Source organism: Nitrospira sp. M1 (assembly GCF_965152605.1).
Genome location: NZ_OZ224217.1, coordinates 3,041,065 through 3,057,012, shown reverse-complemented (window position 1 = coordinate 3,057,012; position 15,948 = coordinate 3,041,065). Strand labels below are relative to the sequence as shown.

At 48.1% G+C, this 15,948-nt stretch carries 14 protein-coding genes; 3 read left to right on the top strand and 11 right to left on the bottom strand.

Features of this window, described 5'->3' with window-relative positions:
• Positions 1-10: 10 nt before the first annotated feature.
• The gene (gene prsR / locus ACWHX8_RS13985) at positions 11-1,402 is read left to right on the top strand and encodes a PEP-CTERM-box response regulator transcription factor (RefSeq protein WP_447968743.1); all 1,392 of its coding nucleotides are present in this window, start codon (positions 11-13) and stop codon (positions 1,400-1,402) included.
• A gap of 617 nt (positions 1,403-2,019) precedes the next feature.
• Here prsR and argJ read toward each other — a convergent pair.
• The 11 genes from argJ to ACWHX8_RS13930 form a co-directional block, all read right to left on the bottom strand.
• Positions 2,020-3,225, bottom strand: a complete 1,206-nt coding sequence (gene argJ, locus ACWHX8_RS13980; RefSeq protein WP_447968742.1) for a bifunctional glutamate N-acetyltransferase/amino-acid acetyltransferase ArgJ — start codon at positions 3,223-3,225, stop codon at positions 2,020-2,022.
• A 54-nt stretch (positions 3,226-3,279) separates the two neighbouring features.
• Complete coding sequence (argC, locus tag ACWHX8_RS13975; RefSeq protein ID WP_447968741.1) at positions 3,280-4,368, bottom strand: N-acetyl-gamma-glutamyl-phosphate reductase; 1,089 nt, start codon at positions 4,366-4,368, stop codon at positions 3,280-3,282.
• 162 nt (positions 4,369-4,530) lie between these two features.
• Positions 4,531-4,923 carry a 30S ribosomal protein S9 gene (rpsI, locus tag ACWHX8_RS13970; RefSeq protein ID WP_447968740.1) on the bottom strand — a complete coding sequence of 131 codons (393 nt, stop codon included), beginning with the start codon at positions 4,921-4,923 and terminating at the stop codon, positions 4,531-4,533.
• Positions 4,924-4,976: 53 nt separating this feature from the next.
• Positions 4,977-5,405 (bottom strand): 50S ribosomal protein L13, encoded by a 429-nt coding sequence (gene rplM / locus ACWHX8_RS13965; RefSeq protein WP_447968739.1) that lies wholly within the window; start codon positions 5,403-5,405, stop codon positions 4,977-4,979.
• 38 nt (positions 5,406-5,443) lie between these two features.
• Positions 5,444-5,932: a bifunctional nuclease family protein gene (locus ACWHX8_RS13960; RefSeq protein WP_447968738.1), complete on the bottom strand. Its 489-nt coding sequence runs from the start codon at positions 5,930-5,932 to the stop codon at positions 5,444-5,446.
• A 98-nt stretch (positions 5,933-6,030) separates the two neighbouring features.
• Complete coding sequence (locus ACWHX8_RS13955; protein WP_447968737.1) at positions 6,031-6,486, bottom strand: bifunctional nuclease family protein; 456 nt, start codon at positions 6,484-6,486, stop codon at positions 6,031-6,033.
• Positions 6,487-6,693: 207 nt separating this feature from the next.
• Positions 6,694-8,415, bottom strand: coding sequence for a proline--tRNA ligase (locus tag ACWHX8_RS13950; RefSeq protein ID WP_447968736.1), 1,722 nt, complete (start codon positions 8,413-8,415; stop codon positions 6,694-6,696).
• A gap of 88 nt (positions 8,416-8,503) precedes the next feature.
• Positions 8,504-9,904 carry an RIP metalloprotease RseP gene (gene rseP, locus ACWHX8_RS13945; protein ID WP_447968735.1) on the bottom strand — a complete coding sequence of 467 codons (1,401 nt, stop codon included), beginning with the start codon at positions 9,902-9,904 and terminating at the stop codon, positions 8,504-8,506.
• 9 nt (positions 9,905-9,913) lie between these two features.
• Positions 9,914-11,074 carry a 1-deoxy-D-xylulose-5-phosphate reductoisomerase gene (locus ACWHX8_RS13940; protein ID WP_447968734.1) on the bottom strand — a complete coding sequence of 387 codons (1,161 nt, stop codon included), beginning with the start codon at positions 11,072-11,074 and terminating at the stop codon, positions 9,914-9,916.
• Positions 11,075-11,099: 25 nt separating this feature from the next.
• Positions 11,100-11,990, bottom strand: coding sequence for a phosphatidate cytidylyltransferase (locus ACWHX8_RS13935; protein ID WP_447968733.1), 891 nt, complete (start codon positions 11,988-11,990; stop codon positions 11,100-11,102).
• A complete protein-coding gene (locus tag ACWHX8_RS13930; RefSeq protein WP_447968732.1) occupies positions 11,987-12,784 on the bottom strand; it encodes an isoprenyl transferase in 798 nt (265 codons plus the stop codon). The genes ACWHX8_RS13935 and ACWHX8_RS13930 overlap by 4 nt, the downstream gene beginning before the upstream one ends.
• 250 nt (positions 12,785-13,034) lie before the next feature.
• Between ACWHX8_RS13930 and tldD the strand changes: the two genes are divergently transcribed.
• Positions 13,035-14,477: a metalloprotease TldD gene (gene tldD, locus ACWHX8_RS13925; RefSeq protein ID WP_447968731.1), complete on the top strand. Its 1,443-nt coding sequence runs from the start codon at positions 13,035-13,037 to the stop codon at positions 14,475-14,477.
• Positions 14,478-14,543: 66 nt separating this feature from the next.
• Entirely contained in the window at positions 14,544-15,914 is a 1,371-nt protein-coding gene (locus ACWHX8_RS13920) for a TldD/PmbA family protein (RefSeq protein WP_447968730.1), read from the top strand.
• Positions 15,915-15,948: the final 34 nt, after the last annotated feature.

The window sequence follows — 15,948 nt, the reverse complement described above, 5'->3', positions numbered from 1 at the left end:
AAAGGATGCTATGGAAGAGGCATTGAGGGATTCCAGTCAGGGAGAGAGGCAGGCTCTTCCATCTCTTTTGGTGGTGGATGACAACCTCGAGCTTCGTGAACAGATGAAGTGGGGGGTGAAGCATGCCTACCAGGTCTTTGAAGCAGGGGGAAGAACTGACGCTCTTGAGATCATGGAAAAGACGCAGATTGACTTGGTGACGTTGGACCTCGGCTTACCTCCTGATCCTGATGGCGTGGCGGAAGGGTTTCTGGCGTTAGAAGAGTTTCTCTCACTCAATCCTTCGATGAAAGTCATCGTGATTACAGGAAACCATGATCGCGCCAATGCGCTTAAAGCGATCCAGCTTGGTGCGTATGATTTTATGGAAAAGCCTGTCGATCTGGAGGTGTTGAAAGTTATTCTTCAGCGTGGCAGCTATCTCGCGCAAGTAGAAGTCGAGAATCGTATGCTTCTGGAACGTGAGAATAGTCGAAGTTTTCACGAAATTATCGGAACAAGTCCGACCATGGAGAAAGTGTTTGATACAATTCGACGTGTGGCGAACTCAGATGTCTCAGTCTTAGTCGTTGGAGAAAGTGGGACAGGAAAGGAACTGATTGCGCGTGCGATTCATCACCAAAGTGAGCGACGAGATGGTTCGTTTGTGGCAATCAACTGTGGGGCTATTCCTGAAACATTACTGGAGAGTGAATTATTTGGGCATGAGAAGGGGTCGTTTACTGGTGCCCATCTTCAACGACGCGGCCGAGTCGAGTTGGCGCAGGGCGGTACGTTATTTCTCGATGAAATTGGTGAGCTGTCTACGGCCTTGCAAGTGAAATTGCTTCGTGTCCTTCAAGAGCGATGCATTGAGCGTGTCGGTGGGCGTGTAGAAATTCCAGTGGATGCACGCGTGATTGCCGCGACGAATTTAGATCTTCAGGAAGCCATGAAAGATGGACGGTTTCGTGAAGACTTGTATTGGCGATTGAATACTGTGACGATTACGGCACCTCCTCTTCGTGAGCGTGGAGCGGATATCATGGTGATCGCTAAATCGTTACTGCAACGATATGCTGATGAAGCGAAAAGGAAAATTGCTGGGTTTAGTCGGGAAGCGGTCGAGGCGATTGAGCGGTATGCATGGCCGGGAAATGTACGAGAATTGGAAAATCGAATTCGACGAGCCGTGACCCTCTCGGATCATTCACGACTGATCCCCTCTGACCTTGATTTAGAAGAGCCCAAAGAATTTGCTGAACGGACAACGCTCAAGGAAGCCCGCGATGCCGTTGAAAAAAGTTTAGTAGAACAAACGCTGACGAAAACAAGCGGAAATATTACCAAGGCTGCCGTCATACTTGGCGTGAGCCGCCCAACGCTTCATGATCTCATTTCTCGCCACAACGTTCGGAAATAAATTTCTCGAATCGTTTCAATATTGCTTCTTGTAGCGACATCACATAACTTCAGGTAGGTGTTTAGGGCACGAACACTTGACAGTGTTATAGCCCATGCAGGCTTATAACGAAACCAAATAACTTTCAACCGAATTTACATCATGTACACAGCGCAAAAACACACGTCGTACAGACGGAAGTAAATTGGAACGGCTATAACCAACACTCGAATGACGATCGTAGCTCACGATTGAAATTGTAGGTGTCCCTTGCCCACGGTTGTTGGAGGTGCTGTGTGTCTCTGGTAGGTATTCTTTCTTGAAGTCTTACAGTATCTGATATTTTTATTATAAGTGTCCCTTGGCCACGGTAGTTGGGAGTTGTGTGTGTGCCTGATGGGCAATCTTTCTTGAAGTCTCTTTTCCAATTGCCATTTTGATTACAGGTGTCCCTTGGCCACGGTAGTTGGGAGTTGTGTGTGTGCCTGATGGGCAATCTTTCTTGAAGTCTCTTTTCCGATTGCCATTTTGATTACAGGTGTCCCTTGGCCACGGTAGTTGGGAGTTGTGTGTGTGCCTGATGGGCAATCTTTCTTGAAGTCTCTTTTCCGATTGCCATTTTGATTACAGGTGTCCAATTAAGATCGATAGGAGGCGTTGATTTTTACGTAGTCGTACGAGAAGTCTGTCGTCCAAACTTTGGTTGAGGCTTTTCCCTTTCCTACCGTGATCGTAATCGTATAGGATTTCTTCTTCATTACTCGTTGAACATCTCGTTCCTTGGTTGGCATGATTTCTTGTCCATTTTTGACCATCGTGACATTATCAAATGCAATCGCAATGTGTTTTGGTTGTATTGCTGGACCAGAACGGCCAATGGCCACCATGAATCGTCCCCAATTGGGGTCTTCTCCAAACAAGGCCGTTTTGACGAGTGGAGAGGTGGCGAGCGTCTTGGCAATTTGCTTTGCATCTTGCTCATTTTTCGTTCCGCGTACCAGGATTTCAACGACTTTCGTTGCGCCTTCCCCATCTTGACAAATTTTCATAGCCAATGCCTGACATAGGTGATTGAGCGCTTGATGAAAATTCTTTTGATCCGCGGAATGTGCTTGAATCATCGGGTTTTCTGCCATTCCATTAGCCAGACAGAGAACGGTATCATTCGTACTCGTTTCTCCATCAACCGAAATGGTATTAAACGATGAATCGACGGCTTCGCGCAGTAAAGCTTGGAGTGTGTTGGGATGAATGGCGGCATCGGTTGTGATATAGGCAAGCATGGTTGCCATATCCGGATGAATCATCCCTGAGCCTTTTGCCATACCGCCTATGCTGACGAGTTGTTTGCCGATTCGTGTTTGAACCGCCATTTCCTTTATTGTTGTGTCGGTGGTCATGATGGCTCGTGCGGCGTCTCGATGCCCAGATTTTCGTAATTGTTGCATGAGTACCGGAATGCCTTTTCGAATAGCCGGCATTGGAAGTCTTGGCCCAATAACACCGGTTGAGCCGACAAAGACACTCGTGGGGGGGATATCCAACCGTTTGGCAACAAGTGCGGCCATCTCCTCGGCATCTTGTAATCCCGGGGCTCCGGTGCAGGCGTTAGCATTTCCACTATTGACAATAAGGGCTTGACCGAATGGTTTCTTGAGGTGGAGGCGATCGAGAATGACCGGCGCAGCTGGAATTTTATTTTGGGTGAACACTCCGGCCATCGGACCTTCAATATCCGATACGAGGAGTGCGAGGTCAAACAAGGGAGAGGCTTTAATTCCAGCATGAATGCCTGAGGCCTTGAATCCTTTAGGAGCCGTCACCCCTCCGTTAGTGTGTTTCATCTGATGGTTACCTGTCGCTGTAATATTTGCGTGAATTTTTGGATAGATGGGTGTTTATGGAAAGAGGCCATGAGATGTAAGTCCAAGATCTTCCGGGAAGTCTAAGGCCAGATTCATAGCTTGAATGGCTTGTCCTGCTGCGCCTTTGACGAGATTATCCAGAGCCGAAACGGTGATAATTCGCCCGGTTCTTGGGTCATGGGTGACGCCAAGGTCGCAAAAATTTGAGCCTCGGACATGACTTGGAGTGACGTCATGGGGATGTTGAAAGACCCGAATACAGGATTCATTTTTATAAAAATCTTTATACAGCGATGTCCAATCTTCCCTTGAACCTTGTTTGGTAAGCTTGGCATATGCCGTGCTGAGAATCCCTCGATTCATGGGTACGAGGTGAGGCGTAAATAACACTGAAAGATCGGAAGGGACTGATGTTGTGGTTTCTGTCCTGGTATGGTTAGAAATTTTAGTCAATTCCTGTTCAATTTCCGAGATATGTCGATGGGTTCCGATCTTATACGCATGGATCGACTCATGGGCCTCAGGAAAATGATATGCCAAGTTGGCACCTCGCCCAGCTCCGGAAATGCCTGATTTTGCGTCAATAATTATCGTGCTTGGGTCAATCAGTCCATGTGCTAATAACGGCGCAAGCTGCAAAATGGCCGCCGTGGGGTAGCAGCCAGGTACGGCAATTAAACGAGCTTGTTGAATGGCTGATCGATAAAGTTCAGGCAACCCATAGACGCTCTCTTGTAACAGAGCCGGGAATGGATGGGACACACCGTAATAGTGTTCATATACGGCTGGGTCTTTCAATCGATAGTCGGCACTCAAATCAATAACCAGCTTATTGAGGTCAAGAAATTTGGCGACTGGTTGTAATGAGTGGGTATGAGGAAGAGCCATGAAAATAATATCGGCCTGTTGGGCAATGGCTTGCGCGTCAAGTGGAACTAACGAAAGAGAGGTCAACGAGTGAAGGTGGGGGAAGATGGCACTCAGAGGTTGCCCAGCTGTTTTTTCAGAAGAGGCTACGACGGTTATGGAAATTTCAGGGTGACTTGCCAGTAGCCGAAACAGTTCTCCCCCGGTATAACCACTTGCTCCAATGATCGCAGCCCGTTTTTTGTGTGTTTCCATTGTTCCTTAAGCCTATAATTACCGGTGCATGTTACATCGGCAGGTCGTGTGAGCGTATGATGGGAATGAACAATTGACAGCCCCGACATGAGCCGGTTTTGGACAAGAAAAAAGGGAAGGCATTGAGGCCTTCCCTTTTTTACTAAAAAACCATAGAAGGTCTCAGCGTTTGGAATATTGGAACTTAGCCCTTGCGCCTTTCTGTCCGTATTTTTTTCGTTCCTTAACCCGTGAGTCGCGGGTGAGAAGGCCTTTCTTCTTGAGTGATTCTCGAAGAGAGGGGCTTAGAATCGAGAGGGCTTTTGCAATCGCATGACGTAAGGCTCCAGCTTGGCCGGATACGCCTCCACCAGCAAGAGTCGCACGCACATTGTATTGTCCAGAGGTTCCAGTAATATCAAATGGGGAGACAATCTGATTTCGATGCCCTAATCGAGTAAAGTACTGATCTGCTGGCCTATTGTTCACTTGAATTGTTCCATTTCCTGGTTCAATCCATGCCCGGGCGATTGCATACTTTTTTTTCCCTGTCGCGTACTGTGTTGTTTCAACCATTCTTTGAATCCTCTTTAAAAAAACAGGTAAGCATAAATGACGTTCACGTTATCTTATAGAGTTAAGGCTTGAGGGTTTTGTGCCTCATGGGGATGTTCAGCGCCAGGGTACAATCGTAACTTTTTGGCCATTTGCTTGCCTAGCGGAGACTTTGGCAGCATGCCGCGTATGGCTTGATTCAGAAGCTCTGTTGGCTTTTTCTCATGTAATTGTTCTGCCGTGACTGATTTAATGCCACCAGGATAACCTGTATGGTGGTAATAGGTTTTGACTTTAAATTTATTTCGGGTGAGATGAATTTGCTTCGTGTTGATCACGACGACATGATCTCCGGTATCAACATTCGGTGTAAAAATAGGCTTATGCTTTCCCCGTAATAGCATCGCAATACGCGAGGCGAGTCGACCAAGGGTCTTACCTTCGGCGTCAATAAGATGCCATTTTCTCTCAATTTCCAGGGGCTTGGCTTGAAACGATCGCATGCAATTCTCCTTCGTAATGGTACGAATCTACTTATTCGTTATGAGGCTTCTGTTTCCGACTGACCAAAGCTTTTGGGGTCCAGCTTGGCCAGCCATGCATCTAAATTTTCCCCACCTCGTTTTTCCAAGACTTCTTGCGTGACATAAATAGGGCTCTTGGTTCGAAGAGCAAGCGCTATGGCATCACTGGGTCTGGAATCAACCGTTTTCTCAAAGCCATTTTTGGAAATTTGGATGGAGGCATAATACGTATTATTTTTTACTTCGGTAATAATGACGCTCGAAATCGTAAATCCTAAATGTTCACCAAAGCTATAAATCAAGTCATGGCTCATCGGCCTTGGTGGAACGACTTCTTCTAGCGCCAGCCGAATCGATGTGCCTTCAGCTGTGCCCACCCAAATCGGCAAGACTTCAGAGTTCTTTTCATCTCGAAGAACAACAATTTGCGTCTCAGTGTTGGGGTCGATAAGCACCCCATGAACTTTGAGCGCGATAAGAAGGTTAAGGTCGGGATGATCAGACATATGCAGTGGTCAACCTATGCAATATTTTCTATTTATTAGAATGTATTTGGTGCCGTTTATACAAGAAATTTAGGCTATATCGGTCTTGATGCTTACTGCTAGCCTTCAAATTTACCGAAGTCTTCAGGCTTAAGGTTTTCCAGCCAGCGCTCAAGTTCTTCAGAACTTTGTTTATGTAAAACCTCGGCGGTGGCAAAAATCGGAGCATCGGTTCTCAAGGCAACAGCAATGGCATCACTAGGTCGTGAATCAATGGAAAATTCAGAGTCTCCATAGAGTAAATGAATTTTTGCAAAGTACGTATTTTCTTTCAAGTCTGTCAGGACAACGCTGATGATCTTTGCTTCCATGCTATCCAGTATCGTTTTCATTAAATCATGGGTCATCGGACGCGGTGGGGCAATGCGTTCTAATGCAAAACTAATGGCACTAGCTTCAGATTTCCCTACCCATATAGGGAGCATGTCGGAATTTTGCTCGTCTCTCAGTATGACGATATAGGCGTTATTATAGGGGTCAAACAATAACCCCCGAACATTCATTTGGTTGAGCATGGAAATGCCTTGAAAAGAAGAGCGAGCACACAATTATTGTGTAAGACAAAGTACTACGGTATCACTCAGTACGATATATTGTCAACGAGGAATGATGGAGGCAATGCATGAATAATCTATGAAAACAGTGAGTTAGAGCAGCAGATTTCATCTCGTTCCATTTGATTGCTTGGCGAAACCTTAGAAGTGCGGAGACAGTATTTTTTGTTATTGGGTATTGGTGGCGTTTGACAGTTTTTCCCGTACGTACTCAGTGAGTTCGGACGGGAAAATTGATACCTTTTCACCGCTTTTTCGTTCTTTAAGGTCTATGGTGCCTTTTGCGAGTCCTTTATCTCCAATTACTACCTGAAATGGCGCTCCGATCAAGTCAGCATCGTTAAACTTAACCCCAGCGCGTTCATCTCTATCGTCGAGTAAGACCTCGATGTTTGCTTGTTGTAATTCTGTGTAGAGGCTGTTGGTGACCTCGTGAACCTGTTCTGAGTTGGTCACCGGAAGGAGGTGGACATGAAATGGCGCGATGGGGATTGGCCATGTGATGCCACGGTCATCGTGATTTTGCTCAATGGCGGCTGCGACTGTTCTGCCGACGCCAATGCCGTAACACCCCATGACTGCGTAATGGTCCACTCCCTGTGAGTCAAGATAGGTTGCCCCCATTTTTTCGCTATATTTCGTGCCGAGCATGAAGACGTGACCAACTTCGATGCCTCGTGCCGTCTCAAGCTTTGCTTGACTGTGGGGAGATGCATCGCCTGCTTGCGCTTGTCGGAAGTCGCCGATGATGTCGATGGTAAAGTCTCGGTCGGCATTGGCATTGATGTAATGCATATCTGCTTCATTAGCTCCGACGATAAAATTGCTGAGTATGCCAACCGCATGGTCTGCAAGGATTTTAATTCCTTGAAGTCCGATCGGACCGGCAAATCCTGTTGGGGCATTCGTGAGTGCTAGCACAGACTCGGGGTCGGCGAGTGTGAGGTCGTGAATGCCGAGGTGGCGTTGAATTTTGATTTCATTGGCTTGGTGGTCCCCACGAATGAGGACGGCGATAAACGAATGGTCCGGTGTTGTATAGACTAACGTTTTCACCAGGCGATCTGGAGTGGTGTTGAGTACCCGGCAAACTTCCGTGACGGTTTTTGCCTGTGGAGTGCTGACCTTTTTGAGTGATTCTGGAGATTGGGCTAATTGGGAACGTACTTCGGGAACGACTTCGGCCCTCTCCACATTCGCGGCATACGCGCTTTTCGGGTCAAACACAATGAGTTCTTCCCCCGTGTTGGCGAGCACCATAAATTCATGAGACGATGTTCCACCAATAAGGCCCGTATCGGCTTCTACGGCGCGAAACTGCAGACCCGTGCGCGTGAAAATACGATGATAGGCATCATACATACTGTGATAGGTTTTTCGGGATTCCTCTTCGTTTTGGTCGAAGCTATAGGCGTCTTTCATAATGAATTCACGACCGCGCATCAGTCCGAACCGTGGACGAATTTCATCACGAAACTTGGTTTGAATCTGATAGAGCGTGACCGGCAATTGTCGGTATGATCGAACTTCACGTCGGAACAAGTCCGTGATCACCTCTTCGTGGGTTGGTCCTAAACAGAAGTCGCGATCATGACGATCATGACATCGGATCAGTTCTTTTCCGTAAAAATCCCACCGTTCGGTTTCTTTCCAGAGTTCTGCCGGCGACAGGACGGGGAGGAGGACCTCTTGAGCCCCGATGCGATTCATTTCCTCTCGAATAATCTGTTCGACTTTCCGGATGACGCGAAGCCCCAGTGGAAGATAGGAGTAGATTCCAGCGGCAACCTTTCGAATCAGGCCGGATCGGAGCATGAGCCGGTGGCTGATCACCTCGGCTTCTCCGGGGTCTTCCCGTAAGGTGGGTATAAACATGTGTGTGGTGCGCATAGGTGTCCTACATTGAAAATATGAAGATGTGGTCTTAAACGAGTGGCGAGGGTGTAGTCAAGAGCACCTGAGAAATGAACGATCGTGTTTATTGCAGAAGGCGTGAAACGTCATTCCAAGTCGCGTATACCATAATGCAGAGAAGCAAGACCATCCCAACCTGTTGCGCGATTTCACGAGATCGTTCTCCAAGGGGACGACCAAGAATTGCTTCACAGGCAAAGAAGAACAAATGCCCACCATCTAAAATGGGGATGGGTAAGAGATTGAGAATGCCTAAATTGATGCTCAGGATGGCGATGAGGAAAATTAAACTCGAAAGTCCTTGCTCGGCATGTTCGCCCGAGACACTGGCGATCATGACTGGTCCTCCGATGTTTTTCGTTGATATCTCTCCTGTGAGAAGCTTGTAGACACCTACGACGGTCAGTTCTGACCATTTCCATGTGGCAATCATTCCGTCTAATGGAGCTGTCAGGATCGAATCGGTTGTGAACATTGATCGCCCTTGAACTCGAATGCCAATTTTCCCAATAACCTGTGTTTCGCCGTCTTCCGTCGTGAAATTTTCGGCGGCAGGAGTCACGCTGAGAGATTGTGTTTGCTGATCCCGTAACACTTGCACCACAATGGGCTGGTCAGGATGACTCCGGACGACGTCAGTCATTTGTCTCCAGGTATGAATCGACTGATCATTGATTGCAAGGATTCGATCTCCGGCAAGTAGGCCGGCTTCCATGGCCGGCGTATTGGGGACAACATCGCCGACAACGGGTGGTATGGCTTCGATACCCAATCCATAAATGAGTTCGTCAGGTTGATTGGGATTGGGTTTCGAAGATGGTGTAATCACAAAGGTTTTGACCGCTTCATCTCTGAGGACATCGATGGTCATTGCCCGTCCGTGACTATTCTCGATGGACTCGGCTAGCTCTCCGTAGGTGGTAATTTCCGTCTCATCGGCGCGAAGAATGCGATCGCCGACGTGTAATCCAACCTTTTCAGCTGGAGAATTTTGAATAATCGCTTGGATTTGCGGTGTCAGATCCTGAAATGTTGGCACAAAGAGTGGCGAACCACTTGCCAGGAGCCCAGAGAAAATCAAGTAGGTCAACAGAAAGTTAAATCCAGGCCCTGCCGCGACAATGAGTGTTTTATTGGGCAACGATTGATGGGTAAAGGATCTTCGTTGCTCTGTAGGGCTGACGACTTCAGTATCATCCTCGCCGAACATCTTCACATATCCACCGAGGGGAACGGCCGAAATCAGGTATTCGGTGTCGCCCACGGTTCGGCTGAAGATTTTTGGTCCAAATCCTATTGAAAATTTTAAGACTTTGACGCCAACCCAGCGTGCAGCTAAAAAATGCCCATATTCATGGAACGCGACTAAGACACCCAGAACAATGAGAAACCACCATATTTTTTGGGCAAAGACAAAAATAGCGTCAGGGGATAGTGCCATGAACATGAATGGAGAGAGCGTCATTGTATGAACCTATTTCACTGCGACGTTTCTGAGCATCGAGGCTTTTTCTCGTGCCCATCGATCGGCTTCTAAGGCATCTTCCACTGAACGCAAAGCTCGAGGTGTATAGGCCGTCATGGTTTCTTCAATGATTTTCGGGATATCTAAGAACGAAATCGTCTTGTCTAAGAATGCTTGAACGGCCACTTCATTGGCAGCGTTCAAGGTTGCCGGAAGTCCTCCACCTTCTGCCAGTGCATCATAGGCTAATTGCGCACATGGAAACTTTTCAAAATCTGGTGGTGCAAAGTTCAGTTGGCCGATCGTGCCGAGGTCGAGCAGTGGGGGATCTAGGGGAATCCGGTTGGGGTAGTTGAGTGCATAGGAAATTGGTGTTCGCATATCAGGGAGTCCAAGCTGTGCCATGACCGAGCCATCACGATATTCTACCAAAGAATGGATAATACTTTCTCGGTGAATAACAATATTTATTTGAGCGGGAGGAATATCGAATAGCCAGCGGGCTTCAATCACTTCCAACCCTTTATTCATTAATGTGGCCGAATCAATGGTAATTTTCGCACCCATTTCCCAATTAGGATGTTTTAAGGCTTGTTCTATTGTGACATTTTTTATTTTATCAAGTGGCCAGTCCCAAAACGGTCCACCGGAAGCGGTGAGCACAATGCGGCGAACATCTACCCGGCGATGTCCTTCGAGTGACTGAAAAATGGCACTATGTTCGCTATCAATGGGGAAAATCCTGGTTCCCTGTTTATGAGCTTCTTCTTGCATAAGATGTCCGGCCATTACCATAGGTTCTTTATTTGCCAGAGCAACTTTACGGCCTGCTCGAATGGCCGCCATGGTAGGCGTGAGCCCTGCTCCGCCCACGATTGCCGAAATCACTAAATCACATTCTGTATGCTGTGCAACCGCACACAGTCCTTCTTCTCCACTTAACACTTCGACGGGATGTCCCTTGAGTCGAGCGCGTAGCGCATCGGCGGCGGTTTGAGAGGATAGTGCAACAACCTGTGGATTGAATGTTCGAATTTGTTCTTCGAGTTTCTTGTCATTTTGACCGGCTGTCAGGCCTACAATAGAGAATTGCTCTGAAAATCTTGACACGATGTCCAACGTACTGGCCCCGATCGATCCCGTTGAGCCAAGAATGACAATGTTCTTCATGAAGAAACCCTTCTATGCGTGCAGTCTAATAATGGGCTGAGCTACTCACGATCAGGAGATAGTAATAGAACGCCGGAGCCGTTAACAGCAAGCTGTCAATTCGATCGAGGATGCCTCCATGCCCAGGAATCAAGGAGCCGGAGTCTTTGACTCCAGCACTTCGCTTGAAGGCCGATTCCGCAAGGTCGCCTAATAATCCCACACAAGCGAGCAAAATGCCAATGATAAGGCAATCGTATAATGGTAGCGACGGAAGAAACCAGAAGTGGCACAGTATCGCAAGTATCACGGAAAAAATAATGCCAGCGATAAAACCCTCAACGGTTTTCTTGGGACTTAATCGAGGTGCGATCGGTCGTTTACCGATTGACGCGCCGATATAGTACCCGCCAGTGTCGGCCGCCCATGTCACTACGATCACAAAAAAGATCAGGAAGTCTCCTGATTCTAGCTGACGGATGAGCAGAAGATGTCCCAAGCAGAGTCCGATATAGCCAATGCCAAAAACAATGGCGACTGGTCGTGGAAGACGTGGCTTAACTTGTTGGGGGGCCAACATGAAGGCGAGGAGGAGTGCCACAACGATGAAGGTGGCGATCGTGATGGGGCCGATATGATCGGTCCATTGTATGGCTATCAACAGGATGCCGATCGATCCGATGTAGAAGGTCGAGGCGAGAGACGTAGGAGGAGTTGGGAGCGTGACTTTGGTGAATTCCCAAAACGCTAATCCAGCGACAATGAAAATCAGAGCCCAAAAGGCAAAAGGTGGGACGTAGCGTACGAACACATAAAAGAGAGGGGCAAAGATCAGTGCCGGGTAGACGCGTTGTAAGGTGAAGCGATGGGGTTTCGGATGGGCTTCCGGACTCCCCGGTTGTGAGGAGTGGCTAGGATCTCTGGGGTCGTTCTTCACAGCCCATTCTGAGGGGCCACGCTGTGTGAGACGCGCCCAAATCTTCGCTCACGGCTTTGATAGTCGAGAAGCGCGGCGAGGGTTTCCTGACGACGAAAGTCAGGCCAGAGAGTTTTGGTGAAATACAGTTCCGTGTACGCGATTTGCCAAGGCAAAAAGTTACTGATGCGTGTTTCCCCGCTCGTTCGGATTAAGAGATCCGGGTCAGGCAGACCATGGGTTGTAAGGTATCCTTCAAAAAGGTCCTCGTTAATGTGTTCTTCACGTACGGTTCCCAGTTGGATGTCTTTTACAAGACTTTTTACGGCATCGATGATTTCGGCCCGTCCTCCATAGCTTAACGCAACCGTGAGTACACGGTCGGTGAAATGTTGGGTTTCCTCGGCAACGTCCTGGACTAAGGATCGTACAGCGTGAGGGAGTTTCTCCAATCGTCCAATGGGGAAGAACCGTACGCGGCGTTCCATAAATAATTGGCGCTCGTGTTTCAGATATTCGTCCAACAGTCTCATAAGCATTGAGACTTCAGCAGCAGGGCGGTTCCAGTTTTCATGTGAGAATGCATATATGGTGATATGGGGGATACCAACTTCGTGACAGATATCAAGGACATCACGGAGCGCGGTCAAGCCTTGGCGGTGCCCTTCAATTCGAGGCAGTCCACGGAGCGCTGCCCATCGGCCATTTCCATCCATGATAATGGCGACATGGCGAGGTAGGAGTTCGGAGTCTAATTGTGTCAACAATTGAGCTTCGGCGATTTGCCCAGGTGACACAACTTGTGAGTGGCTCATGAATAAACTAAGCAGGTCAGGAATTAGGAGAATGCTATCGGGAAAGTTCTGTAGAACTCGACAAATTTTAGTCTACTGAGGAATGGGGTGTTTGTCAAACCTGTAGGTTTTCACTAGGAGAGGCAAACCATTTTCATTCAGTTCATCATGCGTGTACTCGGAATTCATACAAAATTGCGCCATTTAAAGATGATCGGCTATACTCCACTTTCTTGTCACGACCCCATGTGCTTCAAAGAAGGATACGAGAATGACAGATGTACCAACACCAGGACTTCACCAATTTTCATTACAGGAACAGGATGTGTTCAAGGCCTTGAGTCGGGTAAAGGCTCGCGATGTTGATTATGCAGATATCTATTTTGAGTCAAATATTTCTGAATCGGTTTCTATGGAAGAAGGCATTGTCAAACGGGCCGTGAAGCATATTGGACAGGGAGCCGGAGTTCGAGCTACGGCTGGGGAGAAGACCGGGTTTGCGTATTCGGACGACCTGTCTCAGAAAGACTTAGAAATCGCGGCAGATACCGCCAGATATATTGCCAATTCCCCCCAAGGTGAAACGCCTATTGCCGTGACTCACCGTTCTGAGCCTCTTCAGAACCTTTACCCCCAGCAACAACCGATCAGTGACGTCGAGACCGGAGAGCGTGTGAAGTTGTTAAATCTTATCGACGCAACCGCGCGAGAGTATGACTCGCGAATTGCAAAGGTTATGGCTTCATTTACCACTGAGCATAAGGTGGTGATGATTGCCAATTCCGATGGACAGCTCGTGGGAGACATTCAACCATTGTCCAGACTGCAAGTGACGTGTATTGCTGAAGAGGGGAGTAATCACCAAGTGGGGTCATTCGGTGGTGGCGGGCGTGTAGAGTTTTCGTACTACTATGAAGCGGATCGTGTTCGTCAATTTGCACGCGAAGCCGCTCGGCAAGCCATTCTGAATTTACAGGCTGTTGATGCGCCAGCCGGCGTGATGCCTGTCGTTCTGGGAAACGGGTGGCCAGGCATTTTGTTGCATGAAGCCATTGGGCATGGATTGGAAGCCGATTTTAATCGTCGTAAGACATCGGCTTTTAGTGACCTGATCGGACAACGAGTGGCATCCGACGTGTGTACAATCGTCGATGACGGAACCCTGCCCTTTCGTCGAGGGTCGCTCAATATAGATGATGAGGGAATACCCACTTCCCGAACCATGCTCATTGAAAAGGGGATTCTCCGTGGGTATATTACTGATCGATTAAATTCCAAACTTCTTGGAATTCCACTCACGGGAAATGGAAGACGGGAAGATTTTCGAAGCATTGTCCTTCCACGGATGACGAATACCTTTATGTTAGCGGGAGAATCGGACCCAGACGATATTGTCCGTTCGGTAAAAAAGGGTATCTATGCCGTGTCATTTGGCGGAGGGCAAGTTGATATTACGAATGGTAAGTTTGTTTTTTCTGCCAGTGAGGCCTATCTGATTGAAGATGGAAAAGTCACCAAGCCTGTCAAGGGGGCGACGTTGATCGGGAGCGGTCCTGATATCCTCAAGCAAGTTTCTATGGTGGGGCATGACCTTCAACTCGATGCCGGGATTGGAACGTGTGGGAAAGACGGACAGTCGGTGCCTGTCGGCGTTGGCCTGCCGACTCTCCGTATTGATGAAATTACAGTCGGAGGAACCAGTGTTGGGGGATAATGTGAGTCCCGAGAATCTTCCGGGCAAGTCGGGCTCTTCGTCCAGATCGATCTGAGTAATACTCTTATGAGCACTTCATTAATATCCGAACATGAGCAATTTGCCTCGCTGGCAACAGAAATGCTGGATCGTGCCAAATCACTTGGGGCGTCTGAAGCCGATGTCCTTGTGGCAGAAGGTGATTCAGTCTCCGTGCAAGTTAGATTGTCTGAGGTAGATCGTTTGTCCAAGGCACGAGAGAAAAGTCTTGGATTACGTGTTTTTTTCGGCAAGCGGTCTGCATCGGCGTCGACTTCTGACTTTTCTCGAGAATCATTATCTCGATTGGTTGCGGATACGTGTGCATTAGCAAAGGCCGTAGCGGAAGACGAGGTGTCTGGTCTTCCGGATGCCAATTTGATGTCGCAGGATTTTCCGAACTTACATGTCTACGATGCAACGACCTTGAGCGTGGATCAAGAAATAGACTTAGCGCGTCGAACAGAGCAGGCGGCAATGTCTGTTGATTCACGAATTACGAACTCTGAAGGCGCAGATTGCGCGGTGTCCCATGGGACCGTGCTTCTGGCGAATCATCATGGATTTGTGGGCTGTCATCAAAGCTCCTCCTATTCGCTCTCGGTTTCACCTATTGCAGGCGAGAGTCACAATGGGGGCATGCAACGTGATTCATGGTATTCCGTAAAGCGAAAGTATCATCAACTCGATAGTCCAGAGACCGTGGGAAAAGAAGCGGCTCGTCGGACTCTTCGGCGTTTGGGGGCGAGAAAAATATCGACCCAGCAAGTACCGGTTGTTTTTGATCAAGAAACGGCCCAAAGTTTATTAGGGCACTTGGCAACGGCGGTTTCGGGGTATTCGTTGTATAAAGGTGCCTCTTTTTTATTGGGCTACCTTGGGAAGCAGCTTGCTCCAGACTTTGTCACAGTCTATGACGATGGCCGATTGCCTGGGGGCTTGGGATCCCGCCCGTTCGATGGCGAAGGGTTGGCGACCCAAAAAACTTCCATTGTGGAGCATGGGCTGTTAACCAGTTATTTATTAGATACCTATTCGGGGCGAAAGCTCGGGATGCAATCGACTGGTAATGCATCGCGTGGGGTCGGAGATAATCCCTCTGTTGGTCCAACGAATTTATACTTGGAGCCTGGAGCAACCTCTCCTGCTGAGATCATTGGTTCAGTGAAGCAAGGATTGTATGTGACGGAATTAATTGGATTCGGTGTGAATATGCTGACGGGAGATTATTCGCGTGGCGCCGCCGGGTATTGGATTGAAAACGGAGAACTCGCGTATCCGGTTGAAGAAATTACAATAGCTGGAAATCTCAAGCAAATATTCTCTGACATTGAAATTGTCGGCAATGATCTGGAGTTTAGAAGTCGTATTGCCTGTCCGACTGTGAAGATTCGTGAAATGATCGTTGCCGGTAATTAGTTGAGCTTGCGGCCGTCAATGGAAAATTTGTTGA

Coding starts and splice junctions, on each gene's coding strand:
- ACWHX8_RS13930 (WP_447968732.1), bottom strand. CDS start 12,784: ATGAGCCACTCACAAGTTGTGTCACCTGGGCAAATCGCCGAAGCTCAA.
- rpsI (WP_447968740.1), bottom strand. CDS start 4,923: ATGGTTGAAACAACACAGTACGCGACAGGGAAAAAAAAGTATGCAATC.
- argJ (WP_447968742.1), bottom strand. CDS start 3,225: ATGAAACACACTAACGGAGGGGTGACGGCTCCTAAAGGATTCAAGGCC.
- ACWHX8_RS13955 (WP_447968737.1), bottom strand. CDS start 6,486: ATGCTCAACCAAATGAATGTTCGGGGGTTATTGTTTGACCCCTATAAT.
- ACWHX8_RS13940 (WP_447968734.1), bottom strand. CDS start 11,074: ATGAAGAACATTGTCATTCTTGGCTCAACGGGATCGATCGGGGCCAGT.
- tldD (WP_447968731.1), top strand. CDS start 13,035: ATGACAGATGTACCAACACCAGGACTTCACCAATTTTCATTACAGGAA.
- prsR (WP_447968743.1), top strand. CDS start 11: ATGGAAGAGGCATTGAGGGATTCCAGTCAGGGAGAGAGGCAGGCTCTT.
- rseP (WP_447968735.1), bottom strand. CDS start 9,904: ATGACGCTCTCTCCATTCATGTTCATGGCACTATCCCCTGACGCTATT.
- ACWHX8_RS13960 (WP_447968738.1), bottom strand. CDS start 5,932: ATGTCTGATCATCCCGACCTTAACCTTCTTATCGCGCTCAAAGTTCAT.
- argC (WP_447968741.1), bottom strand. CDS start 4,368: ATGGAAACACACAAAAAACGGGCTGCGATCATTGGAGCAAGTGGTTAT.
- rplM (WP_447968739.1), bottom strand. CDS start 5,405: ATGCGATCGTTTCAAGCCAAGCCCCTGGAAATTGAGAGAAAATGGCAT.
- ACWHX8_RS13950 (WP_447968736.1), bottom strand. CDS start 8,415: ATGCGCACCACACACATGTTTATACCCACCTTACGGGAAGACCCCGGA.
- ACWHX8_RS13920 (WP_447968730.1), top strand. CDS start 14,544: ATGAGCACTTCATTAATATCCGAACATGAGCAATTTGCCTCGCTGGCA.